The organism is Gluconobacter sp. DsW_056 (assembly GCF_002153595.1).
GTDB lineage: Bacteria > Pseudomonadota > Alphaproteobacteria > Acetobacterales > Acetobacteraceae > Gluconobacter > Gluconobacter albidus.
Window position 1 is genome coordinate 128,890 of the sequence record NZ_JOPF01000010.1, and the last position, 24,629, is coordinate 153,518.

A 24,629-nucleotide genomic window follows, 5' to 3' on the forward strand; every position below is an offset into this window, starting at 1 on the left:
GTTCTGCGAAAAATCCGGCTGCAAGGCAGGCTGTCAGTCGAGGGCGTCGCGCAGGCGGCGTTCGTAATGGCGGTAATACTTGTCCGCCAGCAGTTCGCTCTTCACCAGAACAGCCACATCCGTTGTGTTGAACTGCTCGTCCACCACGGCGCCATCACCGACATAACCGCCAAGACGCAGATAACCCTTGATCAGCGGCGGAAGCTTGTTGAGGCAGGCGCGATAGTCCAGCACATGCGGATCGGTCCGCTGCATTTCCACATAACGGTCCGGCAGCGCGCGGATACGCAGCGCCGGCGGGGCCAGATGGTTATGATGCATGTAGGTGAGCTGGTCGGCCAGGGCATCCGGATTGGTGCCCGGAAGACTGCCACAGCCAAACAGCACGTCGATCCGGTGCAGGAAGATGTAGGACGCAATGCCACGCCACAGAAGCTGCATGGCGGAGCGGCCGCGATACTCCTTCGCCACGCAGGAGCGCCCGACTTCAAGCAGACGACCGGGAAATTCCGTCAGGGTCGAGATGTCATATTCGGAGGACGTGTAAAAACGCCCCACCTTCTCCGCGGCATCAGAACGCAGCAGACGATAGGTTCCAACGACACCGGCGGCACCAGGGCCCTTGTCGTGGTCAATGACCAGAAGGTGATCAGCCGCCTCATCGAATTCGTCGACGTCCCGCTTGGTACGGAAGGCGCGTTCGTCCGGATGGGCGCCAAGTTCTTCGAAAAAGACACGGTACCGCAGGGCCTGGGCAGCGTCGCGCTCTTCATCCGTCTCGGCGATGCGCACACCCAGCGTACCGCCGCGCAGTTCCTGAAACCCGCCTTCGCGGTTCAGGGACAGAGAGGAGAGCGTTTCCATCTGACGCAGGGTTTCTTCGCTGCTGACCAGCGTATGTGGAGCGGAAATGGGGGTGCCATCCAGTTTGGTGGTCATGATCCGCTCTTGTTCCTGTTTTCTGGAGGAGATTTTGTCCTGTCCTCGGGCTCGGCACGACGGCCGAACAGCTCGATACGGTGGGAGACAAGGTCAAATCCCAGACGCTGGGCAAGCTGGGCCAGAAGACGGACAGGTTCGTCGTCCTCGAATTCGATGACCCGCCCGCTGTCCACGTCGATCAGGTGATAATGGTTGCCGCTGTCGCTGGCTTCATAACGCGCCCGTCCGCCGCCGAAATCGCGACGTTCGAGAATGCCTTTTTCTTCAAGCAGACGCACCGTCCGATAGACGGTCGCCACCGAGATCCGGCTGTCGATCTCGGACGCGCGGCGATAAAGTTCCTCGACGTCGGGGTGGTCGTCGGCAACGGACAGGACATGTGCGATGACACGTCTCTGGCCGGTCATTTTCAGACCGCTTTCCACACACAGGCGGGCAATGTGCGAATCATCCGGAACGGGGGAGGACGGGGCCTTCCGATTCCCGGGGCTGCTGCGTCTCTCAGCGGTTTTCGTATCTGCGACCATATCTGCGGCCTAGCCGAAAAACAGGCGTGTTGTCTACTTTATGGAGCCTGTCAGGTTTTCCCTGTCGCCGGGATGAAGAAACCGGCGACAGGGAAAAAAAGTCTCTCAGTCTTCGCGACGACGGCCGAGGCCGATCTTGCGGGCCAGCGAAGAACGGTGGTTCGCGTAGTTGGGAGCAACCATCGGGTATTCCGGCGGCAGGCCCCAGCGCTCACGATATTCCTGCGGCGTCATGTTGTAGGCTGTCTTGAGGTGACGGCGCAGCAGCTTCAGCTTTTTCCCGTCTTCAAGGCAGATGATGTAGTCCGGGAAAACCGACTTGCGCGGCGAAACGGCCGGGACCGGCTTCTCGGCAGGAGCCTCTTCCGGAACATTCACCGTTGCAAGAGAGTCATGAACGGACCGGATCAGGGCCGGGAGAGCGTCAGCCGGGACATCGTTGTTTGATACATAGGCCGTAACGATCTGCGCGGTCAGCTGATGCAGTTCGGGAGCATTTGTCTCTTGCGACATGGTAGATAAGTCCTTCATCCTTGAGCGAGTGAGCATGTAGCAGTCATAAATTGCTTCATTCAAGCATAAAAAGAAAGAAACGGACCCGTGACAGAAAATGAAACATTTTTCATAGATATAACGGAGAAAAAGTGCCCCATGACGACTGTATATGTCCGGGCCAAACTCGATGCCATGACTTCGGGACAGGGACTTGAAGTGTGGCTCTATGGAACAGAAACTCGCAAGAACGTCAGGGCCTCAGTGCAGGCACTGGGACATACAATTCTGGCGGATTCACCTGTTGCAGACAGGACGGATCTTTACTGCCTGAGTATCAAAAGGCGCTAGAAACAAGGACCTGCGCGTCACTTCCGTCCCTGTAATAACCGCGACGCAGGCCAGCTTTTACAAACCCGCATTTTTCATAGAGCGCCGCAGCCGGATTGTTACAGACTGCTACTTCCAGAAATACTTGCCCTTTGGGCAGAATGGCCTGCACCAAAGACCTTCCCACACCTCTGCGGCGAAAATATGGATGAACCGCAAGTGTCAGGATTTCCGTTTCATCCAGAACTGTTCGCGAGAGAATGAAACCGGCAGGAATATTGTCGATCAGCGCAATAACGGCCTCGGTTCCCTGCATGGATAGTAAATCAATAAAGGACGCCGCGCTCCAGACTTCTCCGCCACGAAACGTGACTTCATGAAGCTCCGCCAGAAGCGGCGCACATTCGATCCCCATCGTCTGCAGCTGGAACTCCTTTTCAGGGCCGTTCACAGGGGTAACGGCCTCAGACCCGCCGCGGGCGGTTTGGCTTCGGGCGGATCAACATAGAGCGGCATCAGGGAGCCTGCGGGGACGCTCTGTGCAGCTTGAATGATGCCCAGAGCGGTCGGGGCGTCGCAGGACAGCACGGGGCATGGCCAGTCCGGTTTTTCGGACACGGCATCGCCCGTCACACAGGCCCAGTCCGCGGGATCGAGATCGACGGTCTGGCTGGCCGTGACGGGACCGTGCGGCGGGTCCACGAACACCCGGCCCCGGCGCGCGATGCTGACGCAGACAGCGTCCGAACGGCAAAGTGTGGCGCGGATCGCCTCACCCAGCGTGACGCCGATCGTGGGACAGTTCCAGCCTGCCGCCAGACCAGCGGCCAGTGACAGGGACGAGCGCAGTCCGGTGAACGATCCCGGACCAAGGACGGCCACGACGCGATCCGGAGCCGTGGTCCAGTCGTTCTGTGTCAGGAGGTCACGGATGGCAGGCGCGAAATGCTCGGAAGCGCCGCGTCCGGCCATCAGCTTTTCCGCGACGACCCGACCGTCCTCGACCAGCGCCACCAGACTGGTCAGACCGGCCCCTGCTCCGGCCCCATTAAAAACGACTGTCCTTGAAGACCCCGTCCTTACAGGCACAGACAGGCTTCTCCGAAGTCCAGACGGGGCGCACGCGGCTCGACATGGTCGGGGGCGGGTTCGTTTTCCGCCGGATAGCCAAGCCCGACGAGGAAGTTCACGCGCCAGCCGGTGGCGTTCAGCAGCGTGTCTTCGACCATGAAACAGTCAAAGCCGGACATCGGCATGGCGGACAGGCCCAGCATCCGGGCGGCCATGATGAGATAGGCGCCTTCGAGCGTACCGTTGCGAAAGGCCGTCTCATCGGACAGTCCCACATCGGCAGCAAACCAGTCGCGCAGGCCCTCCTGCGGGTTCAAACGGGGCAGCGCCTCGAAAAACAGAGGATCATGACAGACAACGGCCAGAACCGGAGCGGCCATGGCGCGGGCCACGTTTCCCGGCGACAGCGCGGGGCGGATGCGCTCACGGGCATCCTGCGTCGTCAGGAAAACGAAACGACCCGGCGAGCAGTTACCGGACGTCGGCCCCAGCTTCACCAGATCGTACAGACGGCGCAGGACATCTTCCCCGACCGGGCGCGGCGAGAAGCTGCGCGGCGTCCGGGCCTGCGTGAACAGGGCTTCCGCGCCCGGAACCGGTGCGCAATCAGGATATGTCTGGCCGTCCATGGTTCAGTCCTCGACCTGTTCGACCGAAACGACTTCGGGAACATAATGCCGCAGCATGTTCTCGACGCCGTGCTTCAGGGTCGCGCGGGAAGACGGGCAGCCGGAGCATGCACCCTGCATGGCCAGGTAGACCACGCCGTCCTTGTAGCCACGAAAAGCGATGTCGCCGCCGTCACCGGCTACGGCAGGACGGACACGCGTGTCGAGCAGATCCTGGATACGGCTGACGACTTCGGCGTCCTCGGGAGCCACGTCATGTTCGGGGGCGGACTGCGTTCCCGAAAGAACCGGACGGCCGCTTTCGAAGAACGTCGTGATCGTTCCCAGCACGACGGGCTTGAGGTCGCCCCAGCTGATGTCGTCGGACTTCGTGACGGAGACGAAATCGCCGCCAAGGAAGACGCGGCGCACGTTCGGCTGGTCGAACAGCGCGGTCGCCAGTTCGGAGCGTCCGAGGGCAACATCCGCATCGCCGAAATCGACGGGACGGGCATCGCCGGTCACGCTGCGGCCGGGCAGGAATTTCAGGGTAGCGGGATTGGGAGTGTCTTCGGTCTCGATGAACATCGTGGTCATGTCCTTGCGTTCCAGTCCGCCCTGACATGTGCCACTTCGTCGCAAGGTGCAAGTGTCGGGACTGCATTGGTCCGACTTCCCGTGTTTTTAACGGCAGGGCACGTCTTTTCAGACCTGCTCGCCCTGCCCCTCGGTTTTCCTTGACGGAGAAGGGAGTCCCTTCGGCAGGATGATGGTCGCACACAGCCCGCCATAGCCTTTCGAGGCATCTCCGCGCCCTAGCACCAGAGACCCGCCTTCACGCGAGATTTCGCGTTGCACGATCGCAAGCCCCAGCCCGATTCCCCCCGTGGCCCGCGAGCGCGACCCCTCCAGCCGATAGAACGGAGCCAGCACGCGTTCGTATTCGCTCTCGGGGATTCCGGGGCCGCTGTCGCTGATGGCAATTTCCAGCGCGCCGTCCTCGCGGGTGCGGAGGGTAGCCAGAACGTTGCCGCCATAGTTGATGGCGTTTTCGATCAGGTTCGACAGGACGCGTTTCATGGCAAGCGGACGCACATGCACCAGCGCGCGATCCGGCCCTTCGTAATGGGCTTCATGCCCGCGATCCACATGGTCATCCACAAGCGTTTCCAGCGTGGCGACAATATTGATGGTGCGGGGGACCTCCGGATCATCGGCACCGGCCAGATAGGCGAGAATGCCGTTCACCATGGCTTCCATCTCGTCCAGATCCGCCTCGATGGCGGCCTGTGCCTCACCATCATTGAGGAAGCCGCAGCGCAGCCGCAGCCGTGTCAGCGGCGTCCGAAGATCGTGCGAGACGGCCGCCAGCGCCTGTGTCCGGTCGTTAATCAGGCTCTGGATGCGGTCCTGCATCGCGTTGATGGCATGGGCGAGGCCCCGCACTTCGGGCGGCCCACGCTCGGCCAGAGGCACCCATTTTTCGCTGGAACCAATACGGTCGGCGACCGAAACCAGCGCGCGAAGCGGCATGCTGAGGCCGCGGATCAGCATGGTCGCCGCAATGGCGACTGCTCCGGCCGCAATGGCAGCCGAGGCCAGACCACGCGTAACGCGATGGTGGCCAAGCATCCCCGGCACCCGGAAATGAATGTAACTCCCATCCGGCAGACGCTGTGACCCCAGCACATCCGCACTCCCCGGCCCCAGCGTATAGAGGTCCAGATGCGCCTGTTCGAGAATAGGGTCGTCCGCCGTCAGACGCCGGACGAGCTGGGTGAGCGCGACGGGAGGATGTCCCGGCAGCACGGGCGTGATGGAGGCCGGCTGCCAGGCCACGCTGAGCTCGCTGCCCGACAACATGACGGCCAGAAACGATCTCTGGCTGACGGGAGCCGCAGCCAACACGCGCAGATCCGTGCTCAGCGCCTCGCCAAGCTGGGCGATGCGCACGTCATCAACGATATAGGTTTCTGCCTGACCGTAGAAAATGGCGTTCGTCAGGAACACCAGGGTCACTGCGACGGTCAGGACAACGCAGACGCGCCCGACCAGCCCCAGTGGCCACAGCAGAATGCGATTCTGAATGTTCAGACCCGTTCAACCTCTGCGACGAAGATGTATCCGAGACCGCGCACGGTCCGGATGAGCTGGTCGGCGTCCGAACCCAGCTTGCGGCGCAGTCGGCTGACCAGAACGTCAATGCTGCGGTCCGACACGTCGCCCAGACGGGTCCGCGACAGTTCCAGCAGGCGATCGCGGGCGATGACCCGCTGCGGGTTGTCCAGAAAGCTGGTCAGCAGATCATGTTCCGCACCGGAAATATCAACGGTCGCGCCCGACGGGTCCGTCAGCTCCCGGCGGCGCAGATCGAGCGTCCAGCCCGCAAAACGCAGCGTCTCACGGCGGACGCGCTCCTGCGGCGCACCGGTCGTTGCGATGCCGCGACGCAGCACGGCCCGCACGCGCGCCAGAAGCTCGCGCTGTCCGAACGGTTTGGGCACGTAATCGTCAGCACCCGATTCGAGGCCCGTGACGCGGTCGCGTTCCTCGCCCCGAGCGGAGACCATGATGATCGGCACCTGGGCCGGGGGCGTCTCGTTTTCATGCAGCGCACCCTGCCCGCTGCGCAGCGCGCGGCACAGTTCGATGCCGCTTTTGCCCGGCAGCATGATGTCCATGATGATGAGATCGACGGGTGCCACTTCGAGCGCGGCCCACATCTCCTCACCACAGGCAACACCCCGCGCACGGAAGCCGCCGCCCTGAAGGGCACGGAGAATGAGGGTCCGCATTCCGGCGTCATCTTCGACGACGAGGATACGGGCGGGAAGATCTGGGTCGGAAAGATTTGGCACCATGTTTTTTCCATAGTCTCCACAGGGCTGGCATCACAAGCAACAAATCCTGACAATAAATCTTTCAGCGATTTGAAGGCTCATGACGAAAAGCAATTGGCATCGTACAGTACAACGCAACACGGCCGCACCCGTTTTGCTGGCCTGTTTCATGCGTTCAGTTGGAGCCGCCAATGTCAAGAGTTTCACCCGGCGTCGTCAGTGGCGCCAGTTATACGGCCCTTATCAAGGCCTGCCATGAAGGGGGCTATGCCCTTCCCGCTATCAATGTCGTCGGCACCGACAGCGTCAATGCCGTTCTGGAAGCGGCGGCCCAGAACGGATCGGACGTCGTCATTCAGGTCTCGAATGGTGGCGCGCGTTTTTATGCCGGCGAAGGCCTGCCCGACGCCCATCGCGCCCGCGTGCTCGGCGCGGCCTCGATGGCACGACACGTCCATCTTCTGGCGAAGGAATACGGCATCGCCGTCATCCTCCACACCGATCATGCCGACCGCAAGCTGATCCCCTGGCTCGACGATCTCATCACGCTGAGCGAGGAAGAGTTCCGGACGACCGGCAAGCCGCTGTTTACGTCCCACATGCTCGACCTGTCCGCCGAACCGCTCGAGGATAACCTTGCGACATCCGCCGCGATGCTCAAGCAGCTTGCCCCGCTGGGGATGGGGCTGGAAATCGAACTGGGCGTGACCGGTGGCGAGGAAGATGGCGTGGGCCACGACCTCGAGGACGGTGCGGACAACGCCCATCTCTACACGCAGCCCGAAGATGTTCTGAAGGCCTGGAGCCTGCTCTCCCCGATCGGCACCGTGTCGATTGCCGCGTCTTTCGGCAACGTGCATGGCGTCTACAAGCCAGGCAATGTGCAGCTTCGCCCTGAAATCCTGAAGAACTCTCAGGAAGCTGTCGAACAGGCTACGCAGAGCGGCCCCAAGCCGCTACCGCTGGTGTTCCATGGCGGTTCAGGCTCAACGATTGCGGAAATCGACGCCGCCGTTTCCTACGGCGTGTTCAAGATGAACCTCGATACCGACATCCAGTTCGCGTTCGCACAGGGCGTGGGCCACTATGTTCTGGAGCATCCGGTCGCGTTCCAGCACCAGATCGACCCCAGCACCGACAAGCCGATGAAGTCCCTTTACGATCCGCGCAAATGGCTGCGCGTGGGAGAGAAATCCATTGTCAGCCGACTGGACGCAGCCTTCGAGATTCTAGGCTCCAAGGGCCGGTCCGTCGCGCGCAAAGCCTGATGGAAAGGGACTGACGGAACCAATTGCCGGGAGGCCTGCACCTCCCGGCTAAGAACTTCCCGTTCAGGGACCGGGCGTTGCGGAGGCGAGCTGCGCTTTCGCAACGTCCGGGTTGTTGGGAAGAGCGTCTTCCCAGCCCCCGCCAAGCGCGTTGTAAAGACGTGTCAGGTTGGTCGCCAGCGTGGCGTCGCTGCTGACGAGGTCGAGCTGGGCGGACTGAAGCTGCGCCTGCGCGTTCAGAACGTTCAGATAGTTCGTCAGACCGCTGCGATACTGGCTCTGTGCCAGATTGAGCGCACGGCTGTTGTCATCAACGGCGTTCTTCAGCCCCTGACGATGCAGCTGCTCATCCCGATACGCGATCAGCGCGTTGTCCACGTCATGCCAGGCCTTGATGACCGTCTGCTGATAGGAAATCGCCGCCGCCTTCTGGGCGTATTTCTTCAATTCGAGCTGACCGTACAGGCGTCCACCCTGAAAGATCGGGAGGGAAATGGACGGACCAACATTCCAGGCGCGCGCGTTCCAGAACCCCAGATCGCGGAACGACAGGGTCTGGAACCCGAAATCGGCGTTGATCGTGACCTTCGGATAGAAATCCGCCGTGGCCTCGCCCACTTCGGCCACCGCACCACGCAGATGGGCCTCGGCCTCGCGGATATCCGGACGGCGCTGGGCCAGTTCGGACGGAATGCCAACGGGCACCACAGGCGGCACGACCGGCACGCCGGCGTTCTTGTCCAGCTCGGCATTCAGGCTGCCCGGAGGGGCACCCAGAAGCAGCGCAAGCGCGTTTTCTTCCTGAGCAACCGCCTGTTCGAGCTGCGCTTCCTGACCCTGCATGTCATGCAGACGGCCCTGAGCGGAGTCCACGTCCAGCTCCGTCACCAGACCGCCATGATAGCGCTCCTGCGCGATGGAGGTGATCTGCGTGAGAATCCTGAGGTTGTCGCGCAGGATCTTCAGGCGCTGCTGGTCGCCACGCAGGCCCATATAGCCCCGCGCCATGTCGGCCTGCTGGGCGATGAGGATGGAACGGCGCTCCTCGTCCGTCGCCTGAAGATCGGCCTTGGCGGCATCGTACTGGTGCGCGACACGGCCCCACAGGTCGATTTCATAGGTCGCATCAATCGCGCTGCGCCACTGGTTCAGCAGCGGAACCGTGGCACCATCGGCCGCGCCCTGAAGCAGGGGACCAACCGAAGCTCCAGCGGTGTTCCCCGCGGACTTCGCGATATTGCCGCCCACCCGGCTGATGATCTCCTGCATTTCCTTGGTGCTGTACTGGCTGCGCTGATACGAGCCCGAGGCGCTCAGGGCCGGGAAGCGCTCGGCCCCCGCCATGATGAGCTGCGCACGGCTCTGCGCCAGATTGGCGGTCGCAAGGCGGAAGGACAGGTTCTGGTTGACCAGACGGGCTTCCAGAGACGTCAGCTCGGGATCGTGAAAAACCTGCCACCAGCGGCTGTCGGCCTTCATCTCGCTGATGATGCTGTCAGGCGCCCCAGCCCGATGAGCATCGGCCACATGGTCGGTGTAATGCGCAGGCGACCAGGGCTTGGGCGCGTGATATTCAGGCCCCACCATGAGGCAGCCGGACAGGGTGAACAGGGCGCAGCCGCAAAGCAGCGCGCGGGAAGTGAAGGCTGCGCTCACAAAGAAACTCCTGAAGCGGAAATGATCTTGCAGTGACCGACCGGTTCGGTCAGCATGTTAGAGAGACGACCTGACGGACAGAAGGATTTTTCGCTCACATGACGGGCATCACGGACGACGGCCACGCGGACACTCCCGACGGATCCGGCAACACCGATCCTGCGGGAAGCGCCAAGCGCGAACAGATCCTGAAAGGAGCCGGGGCGATCTTTCTGGCGGACGGCTACGAAGGCGCGTCCATGTCCCGGATCGCGCAGATGGCCGGCGTGTCCAAGGGAACGCTCTACAACCATTTCGATGGCAAGGCGTCCCTGTTTTCCGCGTTCTTCGAAGAACAGGTGCGCTGCCGTCTTTCTCCCATCGAGACGCTTGCGCGCAGCAACGAACAGTCCGTGCGCGTGACGCTGACCCGCTTTGCCGAAATGACGGTTCACCTGCTGATTTCGCCTGTGGCGCTGGGGCTGTATCGCATCATCGTCAGCGAGGTCGACAAGTTTCCCCATCTGGCCGATACGTTCTGGCGCTACGGCTTTGGCCGGACGCTCAGCAATCTGACCGAATATCTGGCGCGCAGCGAGACGCAGGGAGAGCTGGATATCGCCGACCCGAACCTGTCGGCCGAGCAGTTCCTGCTCATGTGTCAGGCCCGCATCATCCAGCGCCGGCGCTTCGGGCTGCCGGTCGATGACAGCGATGCCGCCATCGCGGAATTCGCCGCCTTTACCGCCGACAGTTTCCTGAAGATCTACGAACCGCGCCATCAGTGACCGCCGCCTGAGGCCTGGGCCGCCTTCTTGCCGTTGGGAGACAGCAGGAAGCACAGCGGCACCACAAACAGTGCAATCACGCCGATCCAGTCAAAAACCTCGTTATAGGCCAGCATGGCGACCTGAGAGGTGAACTCCCGGAAGGTCTGGTAGAGGGCGAATTTATGCGCCTGCGCGGCCGGGAACCCGTGCGCCTCAGCGACCTTCTGCGCATTGGCGATATAGGAATTGAGGCCCGGATTGGCCGCCGTCATGTGATCCGTGACATAGGTCTGATGACGCTGCCGGGTCTCGATGATCGCCGCCGTCGCCAGAGAGATGGCGAGGGAGCCGACATAGTTCCGGGCCATCGAGAACAGGGCGGACGCATCGGCATTCAGTTCGCGCGGCAGGGTCGAGTACGCGATTGTCGAAATCGGCACGAACAGGAACGCCAGCGAGGCCGTCTGGCTGATGCGGTAGAGCATCAGATGTCTGAAATCAATCGCGGCATAGAGGTTCGAAGCCTGGAACATCGCCATGCCCATCGCGAAAAACCCGAACGCGATCAGATATCGCATCTGGATGAACTTCATCAGGATGCCCACGATCGGGATCAGACAGATCACCGCAACACCGCCCGGCGCCAGAAGCAGACCCGAGGTGGTCGCGGTATAGTCGAGAACCTGCTGGGCAAACTGCGGCACGACAATCGCCGAGGCATAGAGCGTCGCCCCCACCATCGAGATCAGCAGCGTGCCGACCGCGAAGTTGCGATCCCTGAAAACCGACAGGCGCACAAGCGGGTTCTTCGCATAGCACAGCCACAGAATGGCTCCGACAACACCGATCACACCCAGCACAGCCATGGTGGTGATGAAGGGCGACCCGAACCAGTCGTCATCCTCGCCGCGGTCACACATGACCTCGAGACAGCCGAGGCCCAGCGTAATCAGACTGATGCCGATCACGTCCACCTTCTCGCGCTTCTGGCGCTCCCACGGCGGGTCCTCGACGAAAGCCGTCACCGCCATGACCGTCAGGATGCCGAAGGGCACGTTGACGAAGAAAATCCAGCGCCAGGAGAAATTATCGGTCAGATACCCCCCCAGCATCGGGCCCAGAACCGGCCCGACAATGGTGGCAATGGCAGTCAGGCCGAACGCCGCCCCGCGTTTTTCAGGCGGGAACGTGTCCAGGATGATGGACTGCTGGCTGGGTTGCAGACCGCCCCCGAAGAAGCCCTGCATGAGCCGGAACACCACCAGCATCGGCAGCGATGTCGCCAGTCCGCACAGGAAGGACGAGACGGTGAACATCGTAATGCAGATCAGGAAGTAGCGTTTGCGGCCAAAGAACCGCGACAGCCAGCCCGAAATCGTCAGCACGATGCCGTTCGCCACCAGATAGGACGTCAGCGCCCAGGTGGCGTCATCATACGAACTGCCGAGCGATCCCGCGATATGCGGCAGCGCCACGTTGACGATGGTGGTGTCCAGCACCTCCATGAAGGCCGCCAGCGTGACCGTGACGGCCACAAGCCACGGATTGTGACTGGGTTTCCAGTCCTGATGCCCGGCAGTATCGCTCATTTCACATAAACCGTCGGCTCGACAGACAGGCCAAGGGCCAGCGGAAGGTTCGGATCAAGCCCGCTGTCCACCACGATCTTGACCGGGATGCGCTGCACCGTTTTCACGAAGTTTCCGGTCGCGTTTTCGGGAGGGAAGGCGCTGAAGGATTCACCTGAGCCAAGCTGGATGGAATCCACGTGGCCATGCAGTTTGAGCTGCGGATAGGCATCGACGTCAATATCCACCTTCTGGCCGGGGCGCATGTGGGTGAGCTGCGTTTCCTTGTAGTTCGCCACGATCCAGACTTCCGGCTCGACGATGGAGAACATCTCCTGCCCGACCTGCATGTAATCGCCACGCTCGACGTTACGCTGGGAAATCCAGCCGTCATGCGGAGCGCGGACTTCCGTCCATTCGAGGTTCAGGCGGGCCTGCGTCAGCTCTGCATTGGCGGATGCGAGGGATGCCTGTTCCTGCGTGACACGGGCATCGGCACTGGCCACGTTTTCCTTGACCGGCTCGGCCTGCGTCAGCTGACCCTGGGCCTGAAGGACGCGGGCTTTCGCCTGATCCAGCGCGGCGCGGGCATAGTCGATATCCTGCTGCGACGTAGCAGCACGGGCCACCGAACGCTGGCGACGGTAATCGGCTTCGGCCTTGATAAGTTCCGCCTGAACGGCAGCGAGGTTGCCCTGCGCCGTGACGAGCTGTCCGGGGAAGTTCTTGTGCGCCACGGCCAGCATGAGCTGATAGGCGTCAATATTGGCCTTCGCCTGGGACACGGCGGCTTCGGCCTTGTTCAGGGAAGCGGCATAATCCCGGCTATCGATTCTCACGAGCAGGTCACCGGCGTGGACGAACTGGTTATCGTTCACCAGAAGCTGCGTAACGTACCCGTTGACGTGAGGGGCTATGGCGATCTTGCGACCGGCCGTGTAGGCGTCATCCGTCTCGATATTGTTGCGGGTCAGGAAAAGATAGGCCCCGATACCCACGAGAACCAGAACCACCAGCAGGATCAACGCGATCCGGACAAGGGGATTGCGCTTTTTCTGCGGCTTTCCGTTCTTGTCGGATGTCGTGCCATCCTGCGCGTGATCGGCCTGATCGCCTTGCGCCATAATGTTTTTCTCGCTTTGAAAACAGGTCTGTCAGATCGTGACCGGGTTGACTGTGCAGGGCCTGAAACCCTCGTACTGACCGATCGGTTCGGTCATCCATGACATATCGTCTCGCGGGCTTCAAGCTGGAAAAAACTGATCCGTTTCCAATTGTCCGTTCTTCACGCGTCCGGACGCCCGCAAAAATCCCGCAGACGCTCGAGACCCTCTTCGAACCGCTCCCGTTCGATCTCTCCCTGCGCGCTGTCCCCCAGCCGCAGCAGCCATGACGGGTGGGCAAGCGCCAGACGCTGGACGGCATTTTCGCCCTCTCCCGCCGTCCAGAGCGTTCCGCGTCTCTCTGCCATCGCCCTGCCCGGACCATCCAGCGCCTTCAGCGCCGTAGCCCCCAGCGAGACGATGAGTCTGGGCCGGACCAGCGCGATTTCCCGTTCCAGCCAGGGGCGGCAGGCCGCCACATGCGCCTCATCCGGGCTCTGATGGATGCGGCGCCGCCCCTGAAGACGGAAACGGAAATGCTTGACCGCGTTTGTCAGATACAGCGTGCTGCGCTCGACCCTGACCTTTTCCAGCGCCTCCTGCAACACCTGTCCCGCCGGGCCAACGAAGGGCCGCCCCGCCAGATCCTCCTGATCGCCCGGCTGCTCGCCAACGACCATAATCCGCGCCTCAACCGGCCCCTCCCCGACGACAGCCTGCGTGGCCGCACAGTGCAGCGGACAGGCGGTGCAGCTCCGAATTTTCGCAGCCAGATCTTCAGGCGTATGCGAAAGCGGCTGGAGTGGAAGACTGTCACGGGAGCGCAGGCGTTCGTGAAAAGCCGGAGCCGGCAGAGGCACCTGTTCGGCCATCGTCCGGACGCGCGCCTCGGCCCCGGCCACAAGCTGCGGGATCAGGCGCGTTTCGGGCAGGTTTTTCCAGTAGCGACCCGGCATCTCACGGCGCATGGCTTTCGTGCGGACGCGGGCGGGATTGAACGTGGAGGCATAATAGGTGTTCCACAAATCCCCAAAGCCGTCATCCAGCTCCGGCTGTTCGCAGGGTTCAGAGGAGTAGGCCAGATCCTTCCCGTTCCAGCGGATGGAGCCACGAGGCGTCAGGATCATCCAGTCCATGTCCGTAAAGCGCTTTGCAAAGAACGGGGCGACCCGTTCGAGAATATGGTGCTGCGGCTCGAACCAGGCGAGGAACCGCCGACGCCCGTTGCCCTCCCCCCCGACCTGCGCCGGCACTTCGCGAAACCGGACGAAGGCCGTCATCTTGTGACAGTCCTGCCGGTTCTGCCGGATCATGATCCGCGCTTTTGCGATATCGGCATCCGTCGCCACATCCAGCAGATGCGGATTGCCCTGAACGCGCCAGGCGATCCGATAAGCCAGCGCGAACCGGCCGGGATCGGAATGGCACAGCATGTCCCGCAGCAACGCGATGCAGGACGCGCGCAATGTCACGCTTTTCAGAACCGGCCCCTCCGTCAGCGCCACCATGCCGTCGCTGTCATTGGTCTGCTGCCCGAACAGATCCGTCTCGCCCCCCCTGATCCGCCAGTCGAGGGCCTCGGGCGGAATCGCACGCTGCAAAGCCGCGCGCGCCATCTCCCGCCAGAGCTCGAACACGGCGCTGTCCTCAAGGGTCAAGACGTAGCGCGTCACAAAAGATTCATCTGTTGGGGGGCGGGGCTGAACAGGCTGCGCAGGTCGTGCCGGTCGGTCAGACGGGCGGGACTCCAGCCCGGCGTCTGCACGAAGGGCCGGACCTTGCGGATGGACACGTTCAGCCGCGCCAGATCCTCCAGCCGTACGGCCTGATGCCGCCGCGCCCTGAGAATGGCGGCTACGGCCTTCACCCCCAGCCCTGGCACCCGCAGCAGCATCTCCTTCGGCGCCCGGTTCAGATCCAGCGGAAACAACGCCCGGTTATCCAGCGCCCAGGCCAGCTTGGGGTCCAGCTCCAGATCGAGCATCCCGTCCGCACGCCCGGCCGTCAGTTCCCCGAAAGCAAAGCCATAGAACCGGAACAGCCAGTCCGCCTGATAGAGCCTGTGCTCGCGCTGAAGCGGCGGACTTGTCGCCGGCAGCAGGGCGGATGCATCAGGAATAGGACTGAAAGCGGAATAATAGACGCGCCGCAGCCCGTAAGAGCCGTAAAGATTGGCGCTGCTGGCCAGAACATCCTGATCGGACGCCGCATCCGCCCCCACGATCATCTGCGTGCTCTGCCCCCCCGGCGAAAACCGTTCGGCCCGGCGCCCGGTATGGCTGCGGTCCTTGCCCGCGTCGATCTTCAGCCGCATCTCCCCCATGGCCTGCCGGATACCCCCCGCCTTTTTCTGCGGCGCATACTGCTCCAGCCCGGCTACGGTCGGCATTTCCACATTGATCGACAACCGGTCCGCATAGCGCCCCGCCTCTTCCAGCAGACGCGGCGACGCATCGGGGATGGTCTTGAGATGGATATAGCCCCGAAACCCGTGCTTCAGCCGCAGATCCCGCGCCACCTGCACAAGCTGCTCCATCGTGTGGTCAGACGAGCGGATAATGCCCGAAGACAGGAACAGCCCCTCGATGCAGTTGCGCCGGTAAAACTCCAGCGTCAGCCACACAACTTCCTCGGGCGTAAAGCGCGCACGCTCCACATTCGAGGACGACCGGTTGATGCAATAGGCACAGTCATAGACGCAGAAATTGGTCAGCAGGATCTTGAGCAGCGACACGCACCGCCCGTCCGGCGTATAGGAATGACAGATCCCGTTTCCCGTGGTGGAGCCAAGCCCCCCGCTCTTTGCGGAATCCCGACGCGTCGAGCCGCTCGACGCGCAGGAGGCATCGTATTTCGCCGCATCGGAGAGAATCGCCAGTCTCTGGGAGAGTGTTTTCTTCATGCTGTGTTCTTATTTCGTTCCAGATGATGGAACGCAAGAGAAACCGTGAAATTAACCTCTTGTTTCCCGGTATTCCGTTATTTTTGAAGGGCTTTTTTTAACGAAACCGATTCAGCTTCCGTTAACCACTCCCCCCTATCCTGAGGTCGCAAACCTGCACCGACGGAGAACAGATTCAATGTCATTGTCCATCAATACGAACACTGCGGCAATGGCCGCACTCCAGAGCCTCAATCAGACGACGGCTGACCTGAACAAGACCGAAAACACGGTCTCTACCGGCAAGTCCGTCAACACGGCGTCCGATAATCCCGCACTGTATTCCATTGCCCAGAACATGACCGCCCAGATCTCGACCCTGTCGGGCGTCTCCACGGGCCTCCAGTTCTCCGCTCAGGTGTTGAACACAGCAACGACGGGTCTGTCGAGCATTTCGAGCGCCCTTCAGTCTCTCGCCACCACCATCGGCACGAACACGACAGGCGTCGACAACTCGACCCTGAACGATGCCATCACCAAGACGCTGGCCTCCATCGACTCCGCCGCTACGGGCGCGAAGTTCCAGGGCGTAAACCTGCTCTCAGGCCAGACAGGCAACGGCACGACCTATACGAGCCTGTCGACCGCCATGGACGCACAGGGCTCCACGTTCACGCAGAACGGCTTCAACGTAACCTCCGCCGGCCTCGGCCTGACGAACCTGAGCATGGACACGGCGGGCATGGATATTGCCCTGGGAAGCACAAATTACACCGGCTCCCAGTCTCTTCAACTGAGCAGCGTACCTGCGGTTGCATCGACAGGAACAGGAACGGCTGCGACCGCCGCCATGGGAACTGCAACGGACCCGCTGGTGAGCTACAACTTCGTCATGGATGAAGCCGGCACGAAGGCCGATGCGCTTACGGCACTCAATTCTGCTGTAGGGGGCGGTACCGGCTTCAGTCTCGATACCAACGGCAAGCTGACAAACAGCACAGCTGGAACCACATCAACCACAGCCTCGGATGGCTCAGTGACGTTTTCTCTGGCCAATGGCAAGAGCGTCGTGGCCTCGAAGGACGGCAATGGCAACGCGGTCTACACCGTTACGACAGGAACGGACGCAAACGGCAATGCAACGGCCAAGACCGTAATCTCCGATGTTGATCTCAGCGGCGCAACGGGCAACGCGACTGCCACAACGACCGGCTCCCCGAGCCAGCTCATGGTCAACAAGACCAACCTGCTCACACAGGCCATGCAGTATCAGGGCTTTGCCGTAAGCCGTGATTCTGACAACCACCTGACGGTTGCCGGTAACAACCTCGACACGTCGAGTGCGGCCTTAACTGCGGCCACTACGGCCAATACCCTTAACAAGGATGCAACACCGCCGGCTATCACAGCCGTCACCGGCGCTGCCGTTGTGAGCGCCGTCGTGCAGTCTGCGATCTCAAGCGTGACGCGCACTGCGGCTTCGATTGGTTATTCCAGCACGACGATTTCCAACCTTCAGACCACGACGTCCAGCCTGTCCGACGCCCTGACGACGGGTGTTGGCGCGCTGACGGATGCCGATCTGGCAGCCGAGAGCGCCAAGCTGACCTCGCTTCAGACGAAGCAGCAGCTCGCTGTTCAGTCGCTGTCGATTGCGAATTCGCAGTCGTCCACCCTGCTCAGCCTCTTCCGCGGCTGATCAGGTTTCTGGAGGGGGACGGTTCATCCGGCCCCCTCCAGATCCCCCCTGCCACGACAGGACTGCTCCAGAAGCCTGATGCCTTTCCTGCACAGGCTTTCGAAACAGTCTTTCCCGAAAGGAGTTTGCCTCCGTGACCTATGCAGCCTCACAGTACCAGAAACAGTCCGGAAGCTATCTGTCCTCCCGGGAAGTCGAGGTTATGGCGTTCCGGCACGTCAATACGCTGCTGACGCAGGCGAAAGATCATGAAAAGAAGGTCGCGGCGCTGGCAGCCAACCTGAAGCTGTGGAGCATCCTGTCCCTGAGCGTCGAACGGGTCGATTGCCCCCTACCGCCCGTGCTGCGCGATGACATTCTCAAGGTCGGGTCGTGGTCCATGCGCTATTCCAATGCGGCCTTCAACGCACCGAAAGACCTGCAGCCCCTCGTCGATGTCAACAACGACATGATCGAAGGTCTGTCCACGGAACCCGCGCCTTATGCCATGACGCCGTCTGCGTCTCAGGCCTATGGCGGGTCGGCCGCGAAGTCCTCTCTGGAACTGGTGGGCTGAGAGTTTCCGGCAACGAAGTGTTTTCATGACTAAAAAAGGCGCCCGGTCGACCGGGCGCCTTTTTTAGTTCCGAAGCAGAAACCTGCGAGACGTTTTCGTGCCTCGCAGGTCGTGACGATATCAGGGAGTAATCGCCAGCCGGTTATCCGAACGGTCGATATCCGGAATGACGTGATCAGGGTCGAGCGTCACGGCCTTGAGGCCGTCATGAACCGGCAGCGAAACCACAATGTCGCTGTTCTGGCGCCAGGCTTCCGTCGGGATGCGAAGCTCTTCCGATTTTCCATCCGCATAATCGGCGCGCAAAACCACCGGCAGTGGGAGCCCCCCGTAATTGCGGACCTGCACGGTCGCAGGCTTTCCGGCGTCATGATGGACGTCTCCGAGCGCATAGTCCGGAGCGGCATTGGTGAAATACCAGCCGCGCCAGAACCAGCCCAGGTCCTCGCCCGCTTCGCTGCTCATCAGCCGGAAGAAATCTGACGGAGACGGGTGTTTAAAAGCCCATTCCGCAATATAGCGCCGGAATGCCGCGTCGAACCGGACCGGTCCGAGGATCTGTTCGCGCAGCAGTTTCAATCCATAAGCGCCCTTGAAATACGTCACGCCATGACGGTATTTCTCCGACACGCCATCGGCGGCCGTCATGAGCACCGGTGCATCCGGATCAGTCAGAACCGGAACGATATCCTGCGCGGGGTTGCCGGTTTTGGGCGCAAATTCAGAATCGCGCTTGGGGGCGAACTCGCCATTATTGAAGTGATCGGATGCATACACATCAATGAATGTGTTGAAGCCCTCATCCATGAAGGCATTGCGGCGTTCATCCGTCCCCACAATCATCGGGAACCAGCCATGACCCAGTTCATGCGTCGTGATCCAGAACAGTTCCGGGTCCCGGTCGCTCATGCCGTCAAAAACAATGCCGGGATATTCCATGCCCGCGCCATGACCACCCAGATTGATGGCGTTCGGCCAAGGGTATTCAAACCACTGCGACGAGAAATATTCGATGGCGTGTTTGACGTAATCTGTCGAGCGGTCCCAGCCATGCGGCCCGATCCCCTCACGCGGATAGACCGACATCGCAAGCCTCGGCACGGCATGATAGTTCGTCCAGGGCACAACCGGCGGCAGATTGATACGCGCGGCATCCCAAACGAATGCCGGTGAAGCGGCAAACGCCACGTCGCGCGTGTTGCGCATCCCATAATGCCAGGTGACTTCGCCGCTCTGCTTCAGATGGCTTTTCGGATCGGTGATGTCATCGAGCGTGCGGATCATAACACGCGTGTCGCTCTGCGCGGCCTGCGCAAGGCGGTTCCGCTCAACGGAGGTGAGAACCTGTTCAGGATTGAGAAGCGCGCCGGAGCCTACCAGCGTGTAGTTCCACGGCACCGTCACGCTATAGTCGAAGCTGCCATATTCCAGAAAGAACTCCTGCCCCAGATAAGGCAGCGTGTTCCAGCCACGACGGTCATCATAAACGCTCAGACGCGGATACCACTGCGCCACTTCATAAATATCGCCTTCGCGGGTCGGCGTGACAGCAGTACGACCACCCCAGGGGCCCGGCAGCGTGTAGTGCCAGTCGATCTTCACGAACGCCACGCCATGCGGGTCAATCGTACGGGGAAGCGTGAGCTGCATCCGCGTATCGGAAATCAGCGGCGTCACATCCACGTCCCGACCACCCTGCACGACCGAGACATGCTCGATCACCATGCCGTCGGTGTGGTTGCCCGTCATCATGTGACTACCCGGAATCGCGCCAACCTCACCCCGTGTATCGGCGCGATAGATGTTCTGGTCGAGCTGGAGCCACAGAACGTCCAGCGCCTCGGGGCTGTTGTTGCTGTAGGTCACGGTTTCGGACCCATGCAGGACATGCGCCTGAGTGTCGATCCGCGAATGGATCACGTAATCCGTGCGGTTCTGCCAGTATTGCGGGCCCGGAAGCCCGGACCCCGAGCGGTAGACGTTCGGAGCGTCGGGAAGGGTCAGGGGTGCGAAGACGGTGGCCGGGTCAGCGAGAGTTTTCGCAAAAGTGGTCGCAGGCAACAGGGCGGCGGGAGCGAGTACACCTCCCAGCAGGGGAAGCAGAAAAAGGCGCACAGACATCCGGGGCAGGCCCTCCGTTGGGTAAGTTCGATGTTACCCCGTTATAATGTCGCCAAGCGCTCCCAGATAGGATGCCAGATCAACTTTCAGCGGCATCAGATAGGCATTGTCGTTTTTTGCGGTCACGACAGCCAGCATCCGGCGCGCAAAAGCGATGTTGCCGTCGAGCGTCCCGTCGTAATCGCGCGGGAAGATCACATGGTTCATGCGCTCCCAGTACCGGCGCGACTTGTCGCCCAGAACGGGGGAGATACCCCAGAACACCGTGTCGTCCCGCAGCCAGTCCATGCAGTATTCGAGCATCGGAATGTCGAAAAGCGGCTGGGTAAAAAAGCCACAGGCCCCGGCATCGCGTTTGCGGGCGATCTCCTCGAGCTCCTGATACGGCGCGCGGCGATAGGGATCGAACACCGCATAAACCTTCAGATGCGGGGCCTCGCGGCGGTAACGTTCGATGATCTGCGCGGACGTGTTGGGATAGACCACCCGGTCGCTGCCGGCTGGCGGCGGATCTCCGGCGACGACCAGAATGGAGGTCAGCTCCGGCCGGTCCACACCCGGCAGCGGCGCATTCGGGGCGATATCGGTCGCACGGACATGCGCGATCACCTCAAACGGCGTCTGTTTCACAATCAGCGATGCGGCGTCATGGCTGCGCAGGTCAAAGCGTATCAGGTCCGGGACGTTCAGCGTGCTGACCTGCGGCAGGATATCCCGCACGGTCTGCACATCCGCCATCAGGGATTCGGGCGTGCGCGGAACCAGTTCAACAGAAACGCGCGTCATGAGGAGGCATCCGCAGAGGTTGCGGAGGATGTAGCGCGGGCGGCCTGAAGCGTATTGTGCAGCAGGCAGGCAATCGTCATCGGCCCAACGCCACCCGGAACCGGCGTGATGTGCCCGGCAACCGGAAGCGCTTCGTCAAACACCACGTCCCCAACCAGGCGCGTCTTGCCGTTTTCCGCTGCAACGCGGGTGATGCCAACGTCAATCACGGTCGCCCCCGGCTTGATCCAGTCCCCGCGAACCAGACCACTCTTGCCGGTCGCAACGACCAGAATGTCCGCCTCGCGCGCCAGCTCTTTCGTGTTGCGCGTATGGATATGCGCAACCGTGACCGTGCAGTTCTCCTTGAGCAGAAGCTGCGCCATCGGCTTACCGACGAGATTGGACGCGCCGATCACCACAGCATGCTTGCCGGTCATGTCCTTGTGGACGGACTGAAGCAGCATCAGACAGCCCAGCGGCGTGCAGGGCACGATCCCGTCAATCCCGAGTGACAGACGGCCCGCATTGACTTCGCCCAGACCGTCCACGTCCTTGTGCGGCGCAATGGCGTTCGTCACCACAACCGGGTCGATCTGTGCCGGCAGGGGAAGCTGGACGAGAATGCCGTGAATCTTCGGATTGGTGTTGAGCTGCGCAATCAGGTCCAGCAGTTCGTCCTGCGCCGTGCTCTGCGGAAGCATGTGCATGAAGGAACGCATCCCCACGCGATGGGTCTGGATCGCCTTGTTCTTCACATAGACTTCCGACGCCGGATCGTTGCCCACCAGCACCACGGCGAGGCCGGGGATCGTATTGCCCTGCTCGACGAACTTCGCCACTTCACGCCCGACCTGATCGGTCAGGGCACGGGCGATGGCCTTGCCGTCGATGATCCTGGAGGCCAGTTCGGACTGCTTCTCGGGGGACAACGTGCTCATGGGCTCTCCGGATGACAACAGGCGGTCGTTTCAGTTACGCTGGCAAACAGGCCGTAACGGCTGCAGGAACTGAGGATGGTCTCGTGACCGACGAAATACGCAAGAACTTCGCCAGTGACAATGTTTCTCCCGCATGTCCCGCCGTTATGGACGCCATGATGCGCGCCAATGCGGGCAATGTCGGCTCTTATGGCGACGATGCGCTGAGCCGGTCCCTGAATGCCCGGTTCGGCGCGGTTTTTGAAACGGACGTCGCGGTCTTCCCGGTCGTGACGGGAACGGCGGCCAACAGTCTGGCGCTGTCCTCGCTGGTAGCACCCTACGGCGCGGTTCTGTGTGACCAGAGCGCGCATATCAGCAACGACGAGGGCGGCGCCCCCGAATTCTTCATGCATGGCGCCAAACTCGTCACGCTCCCCTCCGCCGACGGCCGCATGGACGCCGAAGCCCTGCGCACGGGCCTGCGGGTCAATGCGCAGGGCGGAATTCTCAAACCCCCCATCCACGCCCTGTCGCTGACGCAGGCCACGGAATGGGGCACGGTCTATGCGCTGAAAGACCTCGCGGATCTCTGTGCCATCGCCCATGACCACGACATCCCCGTCCATCTGGACGGCTCGCGACTGAGCAATGCCATTGCCCATCTGGGCTGCACGCCAGCAGAGGCGACATGGAAAGCCGGGGTGGATGTCCTGTCGTTCGGCGGTACGAAATGCGGGGCCATGGCAGCAGAAGCGGTCGTGTTCTTTGTCAATGACCGCACGCGCCCGGTCCTGAAGGATTTCGAGCGTCGCATCAAACGCAGCGGGCATCTGTGGTCCAAGGCCCGCTTCCTGAGCGCGCAGCTTCTGGCGCTGCTGGAAGACGGGCTGTGGCTGAAAAACAGCGCCCATGCCAACGCCATGGCCCAGCGCATCGTCGAAGGTCTGCGCCGTCACGCGGGTGCACAGCTTCCGTTCGAGACGCAGGGCAACGAAGTGTTCGTCATCCTGCCGGACCGGCTGGTCGAGGAGCTTGAGGCGGCGGGATACGGATTTTATCGCTGGCCCACGCCGGAAGGCGTCTCGGGCACGCTCATCCGCCTCGTGCCAAGTTTTCACACACGCATCGAAGACGTCGATGCGCTGCTGGCTGAAATCGCTGCCTGAATGATCAGCCTGTTCGACCTGTTCAAGATCGGCATCGGGCCGTCCTCGTCCCATACCGTCGGCCCCATGCGCGCGGCCACCCGCTTTGCCGAGAGCCTGAACGACACGCCGGACGTGGCGCGACTGCGCGTGACGCTCTATGGCTCGCTCGCCTGGACAGCCCGGGGCCATGCCACGGACCGCGCGGTCATTCTGGGTCTGGCGGGAGAAAAGCCCGACACGATGGACCCGGCGCTCGCAGACGGCATTGTGCAGTCCGTGACGCAGGCGCATCTGATCCCGCTCAACGGCCACCCCACGCCGTTCAACCCGGACACGGACATCGTTCTCGACACGAAGACCGTCCCGCCGGTCCATCCCAACACGCTCCAGTTCGAAGCATTCGATTCCACAGACACCCTGCTCGCCTGCGCGCGCTTCTGTTCGGTCGGCGGCGGCTTCATCGTACCGGAACAGGCCACCGAAACCGCGACCTACGCCCAGCCCGACATGCCGTATGACTTCACCAGCGGCACGGAGCTTCTGGAGCGCACGCAAAACACGGGGCTCGATATCGCAGGCATCGTTCTGGCGAACGAAAGCGTGCTGCGACCCCGCGCCGAGGTCGAAGCCTATCTGGACCGGATCGTCTCCGTGATGATGGACTGCGTGGACGCCGGGCTGCACCGCTCCGGCACGCTGCCGGGACGGCTGAACGTCCGCCGACGGGCCGCCGCACTCTACGAACGGCTCAAGGACCAGAGCCGCAGCAACCAGCCCTCCGCGCACGGCATCATGGACTGGATCAGCCTGTTCGCCATTGCGGTGAACGAGGAAAATGCTGCCGGAGGGCGCGTCGTCACAGCCCCCACCAATGGCGCCTCGGGCGTGATCCCGGCCGTGCTGCGCTATTACAGGGAGTTCTGCCCCGAATACTCGCTCGACGGACAGCGCCGGTTTCTGCTGACGGCCGCGGCCATCGGCGGACTGTTCAAACTGAACGCGTCGATTTCAGGCGCGGAAGTCGGCTGTCAGGGCGAGGTTGGCGTTGCATCCTCAATGGCGGCGGCAGGGCTGGCGGCGGCTCTGGGCGCCACACCACTTCAGGTGGAAAATGCCGCAGAAATCGGCATGGAACATCACCTTGGCATGACCTGCGACCCGGTGGCCGGGCTGGTGCAGATTCCGTGCATCGAGCGCAATGCGTTCGGCGCGATCAAGGCCATCAATGCGGCCTCCCTCGCCATGCACGGCGACGGCGCACATCACGTCTCGCTCGATCAGGTCATCCGCACGATGGCCGAGACGGGGCGCGACATGAACCACCGCTACAAGGAAACGTCGCTCGGCGGTCTGGCCGTCAATTTCCCCGAATGCTGAAAAGC

At 61.9% G+C, this 24,629-nt stretch carries 24 protein-coding genes; 7 read left to right on the top strand and 17 right to left on the bottom strand.

Features of this window, described 5'->3' with window-relative positions; translation table 11 throughout:
• Nucleotides 1–33: 33 nt before the first annotated feature.
• The 3 genes from HK22_RS10280 to HK22_RS10290 all read right to left on the bottom strand — a co-directional run bounded on the left by HK22_RS10280 (nucleotide 34) and on the right by HK22_RS10290 (nucleotide 1,982).
• The gene (locus tag HK22_RS10280) at nucleotides 34–864 is read right to left on the bottom strand and encodes a GNAT family N-acetyltransferase (RefSeq protein ID WP_174694456.1); all 831 of its coding nucleotides are present in this window, start codon (nucleotides 862–864) and stop codon (nucleotides 34–36) included.
• Nucleotides 865–935: 71 nt separating this feature from the next.
• Nucleotides 936–1,469 carry a Fur family transcriptional regulator gene (locus HK22_RS10285; protein WP_062107466.1) on the bottom strand — a complete coding sequence of 178 codons (534 nt, stop codon included), beginning with the start codon at nucleotides 1,467–1,469 and terminating at the stop codon, nucleotides 936–938.
• 105 nt (nucleotides 1,470–1,574) lie between these two features.
• Nucleotides 1,575–1,982 (bottom strand): MucR family transcriptional regulator, encoded by a 408-nt coding sequence (locus HK22_RS10290; RefSeq protein ID WP_062107468.1) that lies wholly within the window; start codon nucleotides 1,980–1,982, stop codon nucleotides 1,575–1,577.
• Between the two features lie 87 nt (nucleotides 1,983–2,069).
• Between HK22_RS10290 and HK22_RS10295 the strand changes: the two genes are divergently transcribed.
• Nucleotides 2,070–2,312 carry a sulfurtransferase TusA family protein gene (locus tag HK22_RS10295; protein ID WP_077803435.1) on the top strand — a complete coding sequence of 81 codons (243 nt, stop codon included), beginning with the start codon at nucleotides 2,070–2,072 and terminating at the stop codon, nucleotides 2,310–2,312.
• On the opposite strand, the gene HK22_RS10300 is transcribed toward HK22_RS10295, so the two are convergent.
• From HK22_RS10300 to HK22_RS10325, 6 genes are all read right to left on the bottom strand, one after another.
• On the bottom strand, nucleotides 2,299–2,742 hold the full coding sequence (locus HK22_RS10300) for a GNAT family N-acetyltransferase (protein ID WP_233142567.1): 444 nt from the start codon (nucleotides 2,740–2,742) through the stop codon (nucleotides 2,299–2,301). The two genes, HK22_RS10295 and HK22_RS10300, sit on opposite strands and share 14 nt — an antisense overlap.
• The gene (gene tsaB, locus HK22_RS10305; protein WP_369827248.1) at nucleotides 2,739–3,380 is read right to left on the bottom strand and encodes a tRNA (adenosine(37)-N6)-threonylcarbamoyltransferase complex dimerization subunit type 1 TsaB; all 642 of its coding nucleotides are present in this window, start codon (nucleotides 3,378–3,380) and stop codon (nucleotides 2,739–2,741) included. Before tsaB ends, HK22_RS10300 begins: the two co-directional genes overlap by 4 nt.
• A complete protein-coding gene (locus HK22_RS10310; protein ID WP_086649191.1) occupies nucleotides 3,371–3,991 on the bottom strand; it encodes a malonic semialdehyde reductase in 621 nt (206 codons plus the stop codon). The genes tsaB and HK22_RS10310 overlap by 10 nt, the downstream gene beginning before the upstream one ends.
• A gap of 3 nt (nucleotides 3,992–3,994) precedes the next feature.
• The gene (locus HK22_RS10315; protein ID WP_062107571.1) at nucleotides 3,995–4,558 is read right to left on the bottom strand and encodes a NifU family protein; all 564 of its coding nucleotides are present in this window, start codon (nucleotides 4,556–4,558) and stop codon (nucleotides 3,995–3,997) included.
• Between the two features lie 117 nt (nucleotides 4,559–4,675).
• Complete coding sequence (locus tag HK22_RS10320; RefSeq protein ID WP_062029985.1) at nucleotides 4,676–6,040, bottom strand: ATP-binding protein; 1,365 nt, start codon at nucleotides 6,038–6,040, stop codon at nucleotides 4,676–4,678.
• Nucleotides 6,041–6,060: 20 nt separating this feature from the next.
• Nucleotides 6,061–6,831, bottom strand: a complete 771-nt coding sequence (locus tag HK22_RS10325; RefSeq protein WP_062029983.1) for a response regulator — start codon at nucleotides 6,829–6,831, stop codon at nucleotides 6,061–6,063.
• A gap of 170 nt (nucleotides 6,832–7,001) precedes the next feature.
• Between HK22_RS10325 and fbaA the strand changes: the two genes are divergently transcribed.
• Nucleotides 7,002–8,078 (top strand): class II fructose-bisphosphate aldolase, encoded by a 1,077-nt coding sequence (fbaA, locus tag HK22_RS10330; protein WP_086649192.1) that lies wholly within the window; start codon nucleotides 7,002–7,004, stop codon nucleotides 8,076–8,078.
• Between the two features lie 63 nt (nucleotides 8,079–8,141).
• On the opposite strand, the gene HK22_RS10335 is transcribed toward fbaA, so the two are convergent.
• Nucleotides 8,142–9,734: an efflux transporter outer membrane subunit gene (locus tag HK22_RS10335; RefSeq protein ID WP_086649193.1), complete on the bottom strand. Its 1,593-nt coding sequence runs from the start codon at nucleotides 9,732–9,734 to the stop codon at nucleotides 8,142–8,144.
• Nucleotides 9,735–9,832: 98 nt separating this feature from the next.
• Here HK22_RS10335 and HK22_RS10340 point away from each other — a divergent pair, with 98 nt between their 5' ends.
• Complete coding sequence (locus HK22_RS10340) at nucleotides 9,833–10,501, top strand: TetR/AcrR family transcriptional regulator (RefSeq protein ID WP_086649194.1); 669 nt, start codon at nucleotides 9,833–9,835, stop codon at nucleotides 10,499–10,501.
• Here HK22_RS10340 and HK22_RS10345 read toward each other — a convergent pair.
• The 4 genes from HK22_RS10345 to HK22_RS10360 form a co-directional block, all read right to left on the bottom strand.
• Complete coding sequence (locus tag HK22_RS10345) at nucleotides 10,495–12,072, bottom strand: DHA2 family efflux MFS transporter permease subunit (protein WP_086649195.1); 1,578 nt, start codon at nucleotides 12,070–12,072, stop codon at nucleotides 10,495–10,497. The two genes, HK22_RS10340 and HK22_RS10345, sit on opposite strands and share 7 nt — an antisense overlap.
• On the bottom strand, nucleotides 12,069–13,175 hold the full coding sequence (locus HK22_RS10350; protein WP_062029973.1) for an HlyD family secretion protein: 1,107 nt from the start codon (nucleotides 13,173–13,175) through the stop codon (nucleotides 12,069–12,071). Before HK22_RS10350 ends, HK22_RS10345 begins: the two co-directional genes overlap by 4 nt.
• Nucleotides 13,176–13,336: 161 nt before the next feature.
• Nucleotides 13,337–14,827 carry a UdgX family uracil-DNA binding protein gene (locus HK22_RS10355; RefSeq protein ID WP_086649196.1) on the bottom strand — a complete coding sequence of 497 codons (1,491 nt, stop codon included), beginning with the start codon at nucleotides 14,825–14,827 and terminating at the stop codon, nucleotides 13,337–13,339.
• On the bottom strand, nucleotides 14,824–16,056 hold the full coding sequence (locus HK22_RS10360) for a putative DNA modification/repair radical SAM protein (RefSeq protein WP_062029971.1): 1,233 nt from the start codon (nucleotides 16,054–16,056) through the stop codon (nucleotides 14,824–14,826). Before HK22_RS10360 ends, HK22_RS10355 begins: the two co-directional genes overlap by 4 nt.
• A 178-nt stretch (nucleotides 16,057–16,234) precedes the next feature.
• Here HK22_RS10360 and HK22_RS10365 point away from each other — a divergent pair, with 178 nt between their 5' ends.
• Together HK22_RS10365 and HK22_RS10370 are read left to right on the top strand one after the other, a co-directional pair.
• A complete protein-coding gene (locus HK22_RS10365) occupies nucleotides 16,235–17,734 on the top strand; it encodes a flagellin (protein ID WP_062029970.1) in 1,500 nt (499 codons plus the stop codon).
• Nucleotides 17,735–17,867: 133 nt separating this feature from the next.
• The gene (locus HK22_RS10370; RefSeq protein ID WP_086649197.1) at nucleotides 17,868–18,290 is read left to right on the top strand and encodes a flagellar biosynthesis regulator FlaF; all 423 of its coding nucleotides are present in this window, start codon (nucleotides 17,868–17,870) and stop codon (nucleotides 18,288–18,290) included.
• 120 nt (nucleotides 18,291–18,410) lie between these two features.
• Here the strand turns inward: HK22_RS10370 and HK22_RS10375 are convergent, their stop codons facing one another.
• The 3 genes from HK22_RS10375 to folD are packed head-to-tail and all read right to left on the bottom strand — an operon-like array spanning nucleotide 18,411 to nucleotide 22,117.
• Nucleotides 18,411–20,411, bottom strand: a complete 2,001-nt coding sequence (locus tag HK22_RS10375; RefSeq protein ID WP_086649198.1) for a M1 family metallopeptidase — start codon at nucleotides 20,409–20,411, stop codon at nucleotides 18,411–18,413.
• A gap of 33 nt (nucleotides 20,412–20,444) precedes the next feature.
• Nucleotides 20,445–21,197 carry a 5,10-methylenetetrahydrofolate reductase gene (locus tag HK22_RS10380; protein WP_086649199.1) on the bottom strand — a complete coding sequence of 251 codons (753 nt, stop codon included), beginning with the start codon at nucleotides 21,195–21,197 and terminating at the stop codon, nucleotides 20,445–20,447.
• Nucleotides 21,194–22,117 carry a bifunctional methylenetetrahydrofolate dehydrogenase/methenyltetrahydrofolate cyclohydrolase FolD gene (folD, locus tag HK22_RS10385; protein ID WP_086649200.1) on the bottom strand — a complete coding sequence of 308 codons (924 nt, stop codon included), beginning with the start codon at nucleotides 22,115–22,117 and terminating at the stop codon, nucleotides 21,194–21,196. Before folD ends, HK22_RS10380 begins: the two co-directional genes overlap by 4 nt.
• Before the next feature lie 83 nt (nucleotides 22,118–22,200).
• On the opposite strand from folD, the gene HK22_RS10390 reads away from it, so the two are divergent.
• On the top strand, nucleotides 22,201–23,265 hold the full coding sequence (locus HK22_RS10390; protein WP_233142568.1) for a low specificity L-threonine aldolase: 1,065 nt from the start codon (nucleotides 22,201–22,203) through the stop codon (nucleotides 23,263–23,265).
• The gene (locus tag HK22_RS10395; protein WP_086649201.1) at nucleotides 23,266–24,624 is read left to right on the top strand and encodes an L-serine ammonia-lyase; all 1,359 of its coding nucleotides are present in this window, start codon (nucleotides 23,266–23,268) and stop codon (nucleotides 24,622–24,624) included.
• The last annotated feature ends 5 nt before the right edge of the window (nucleotides 24,625–24,629 follow it).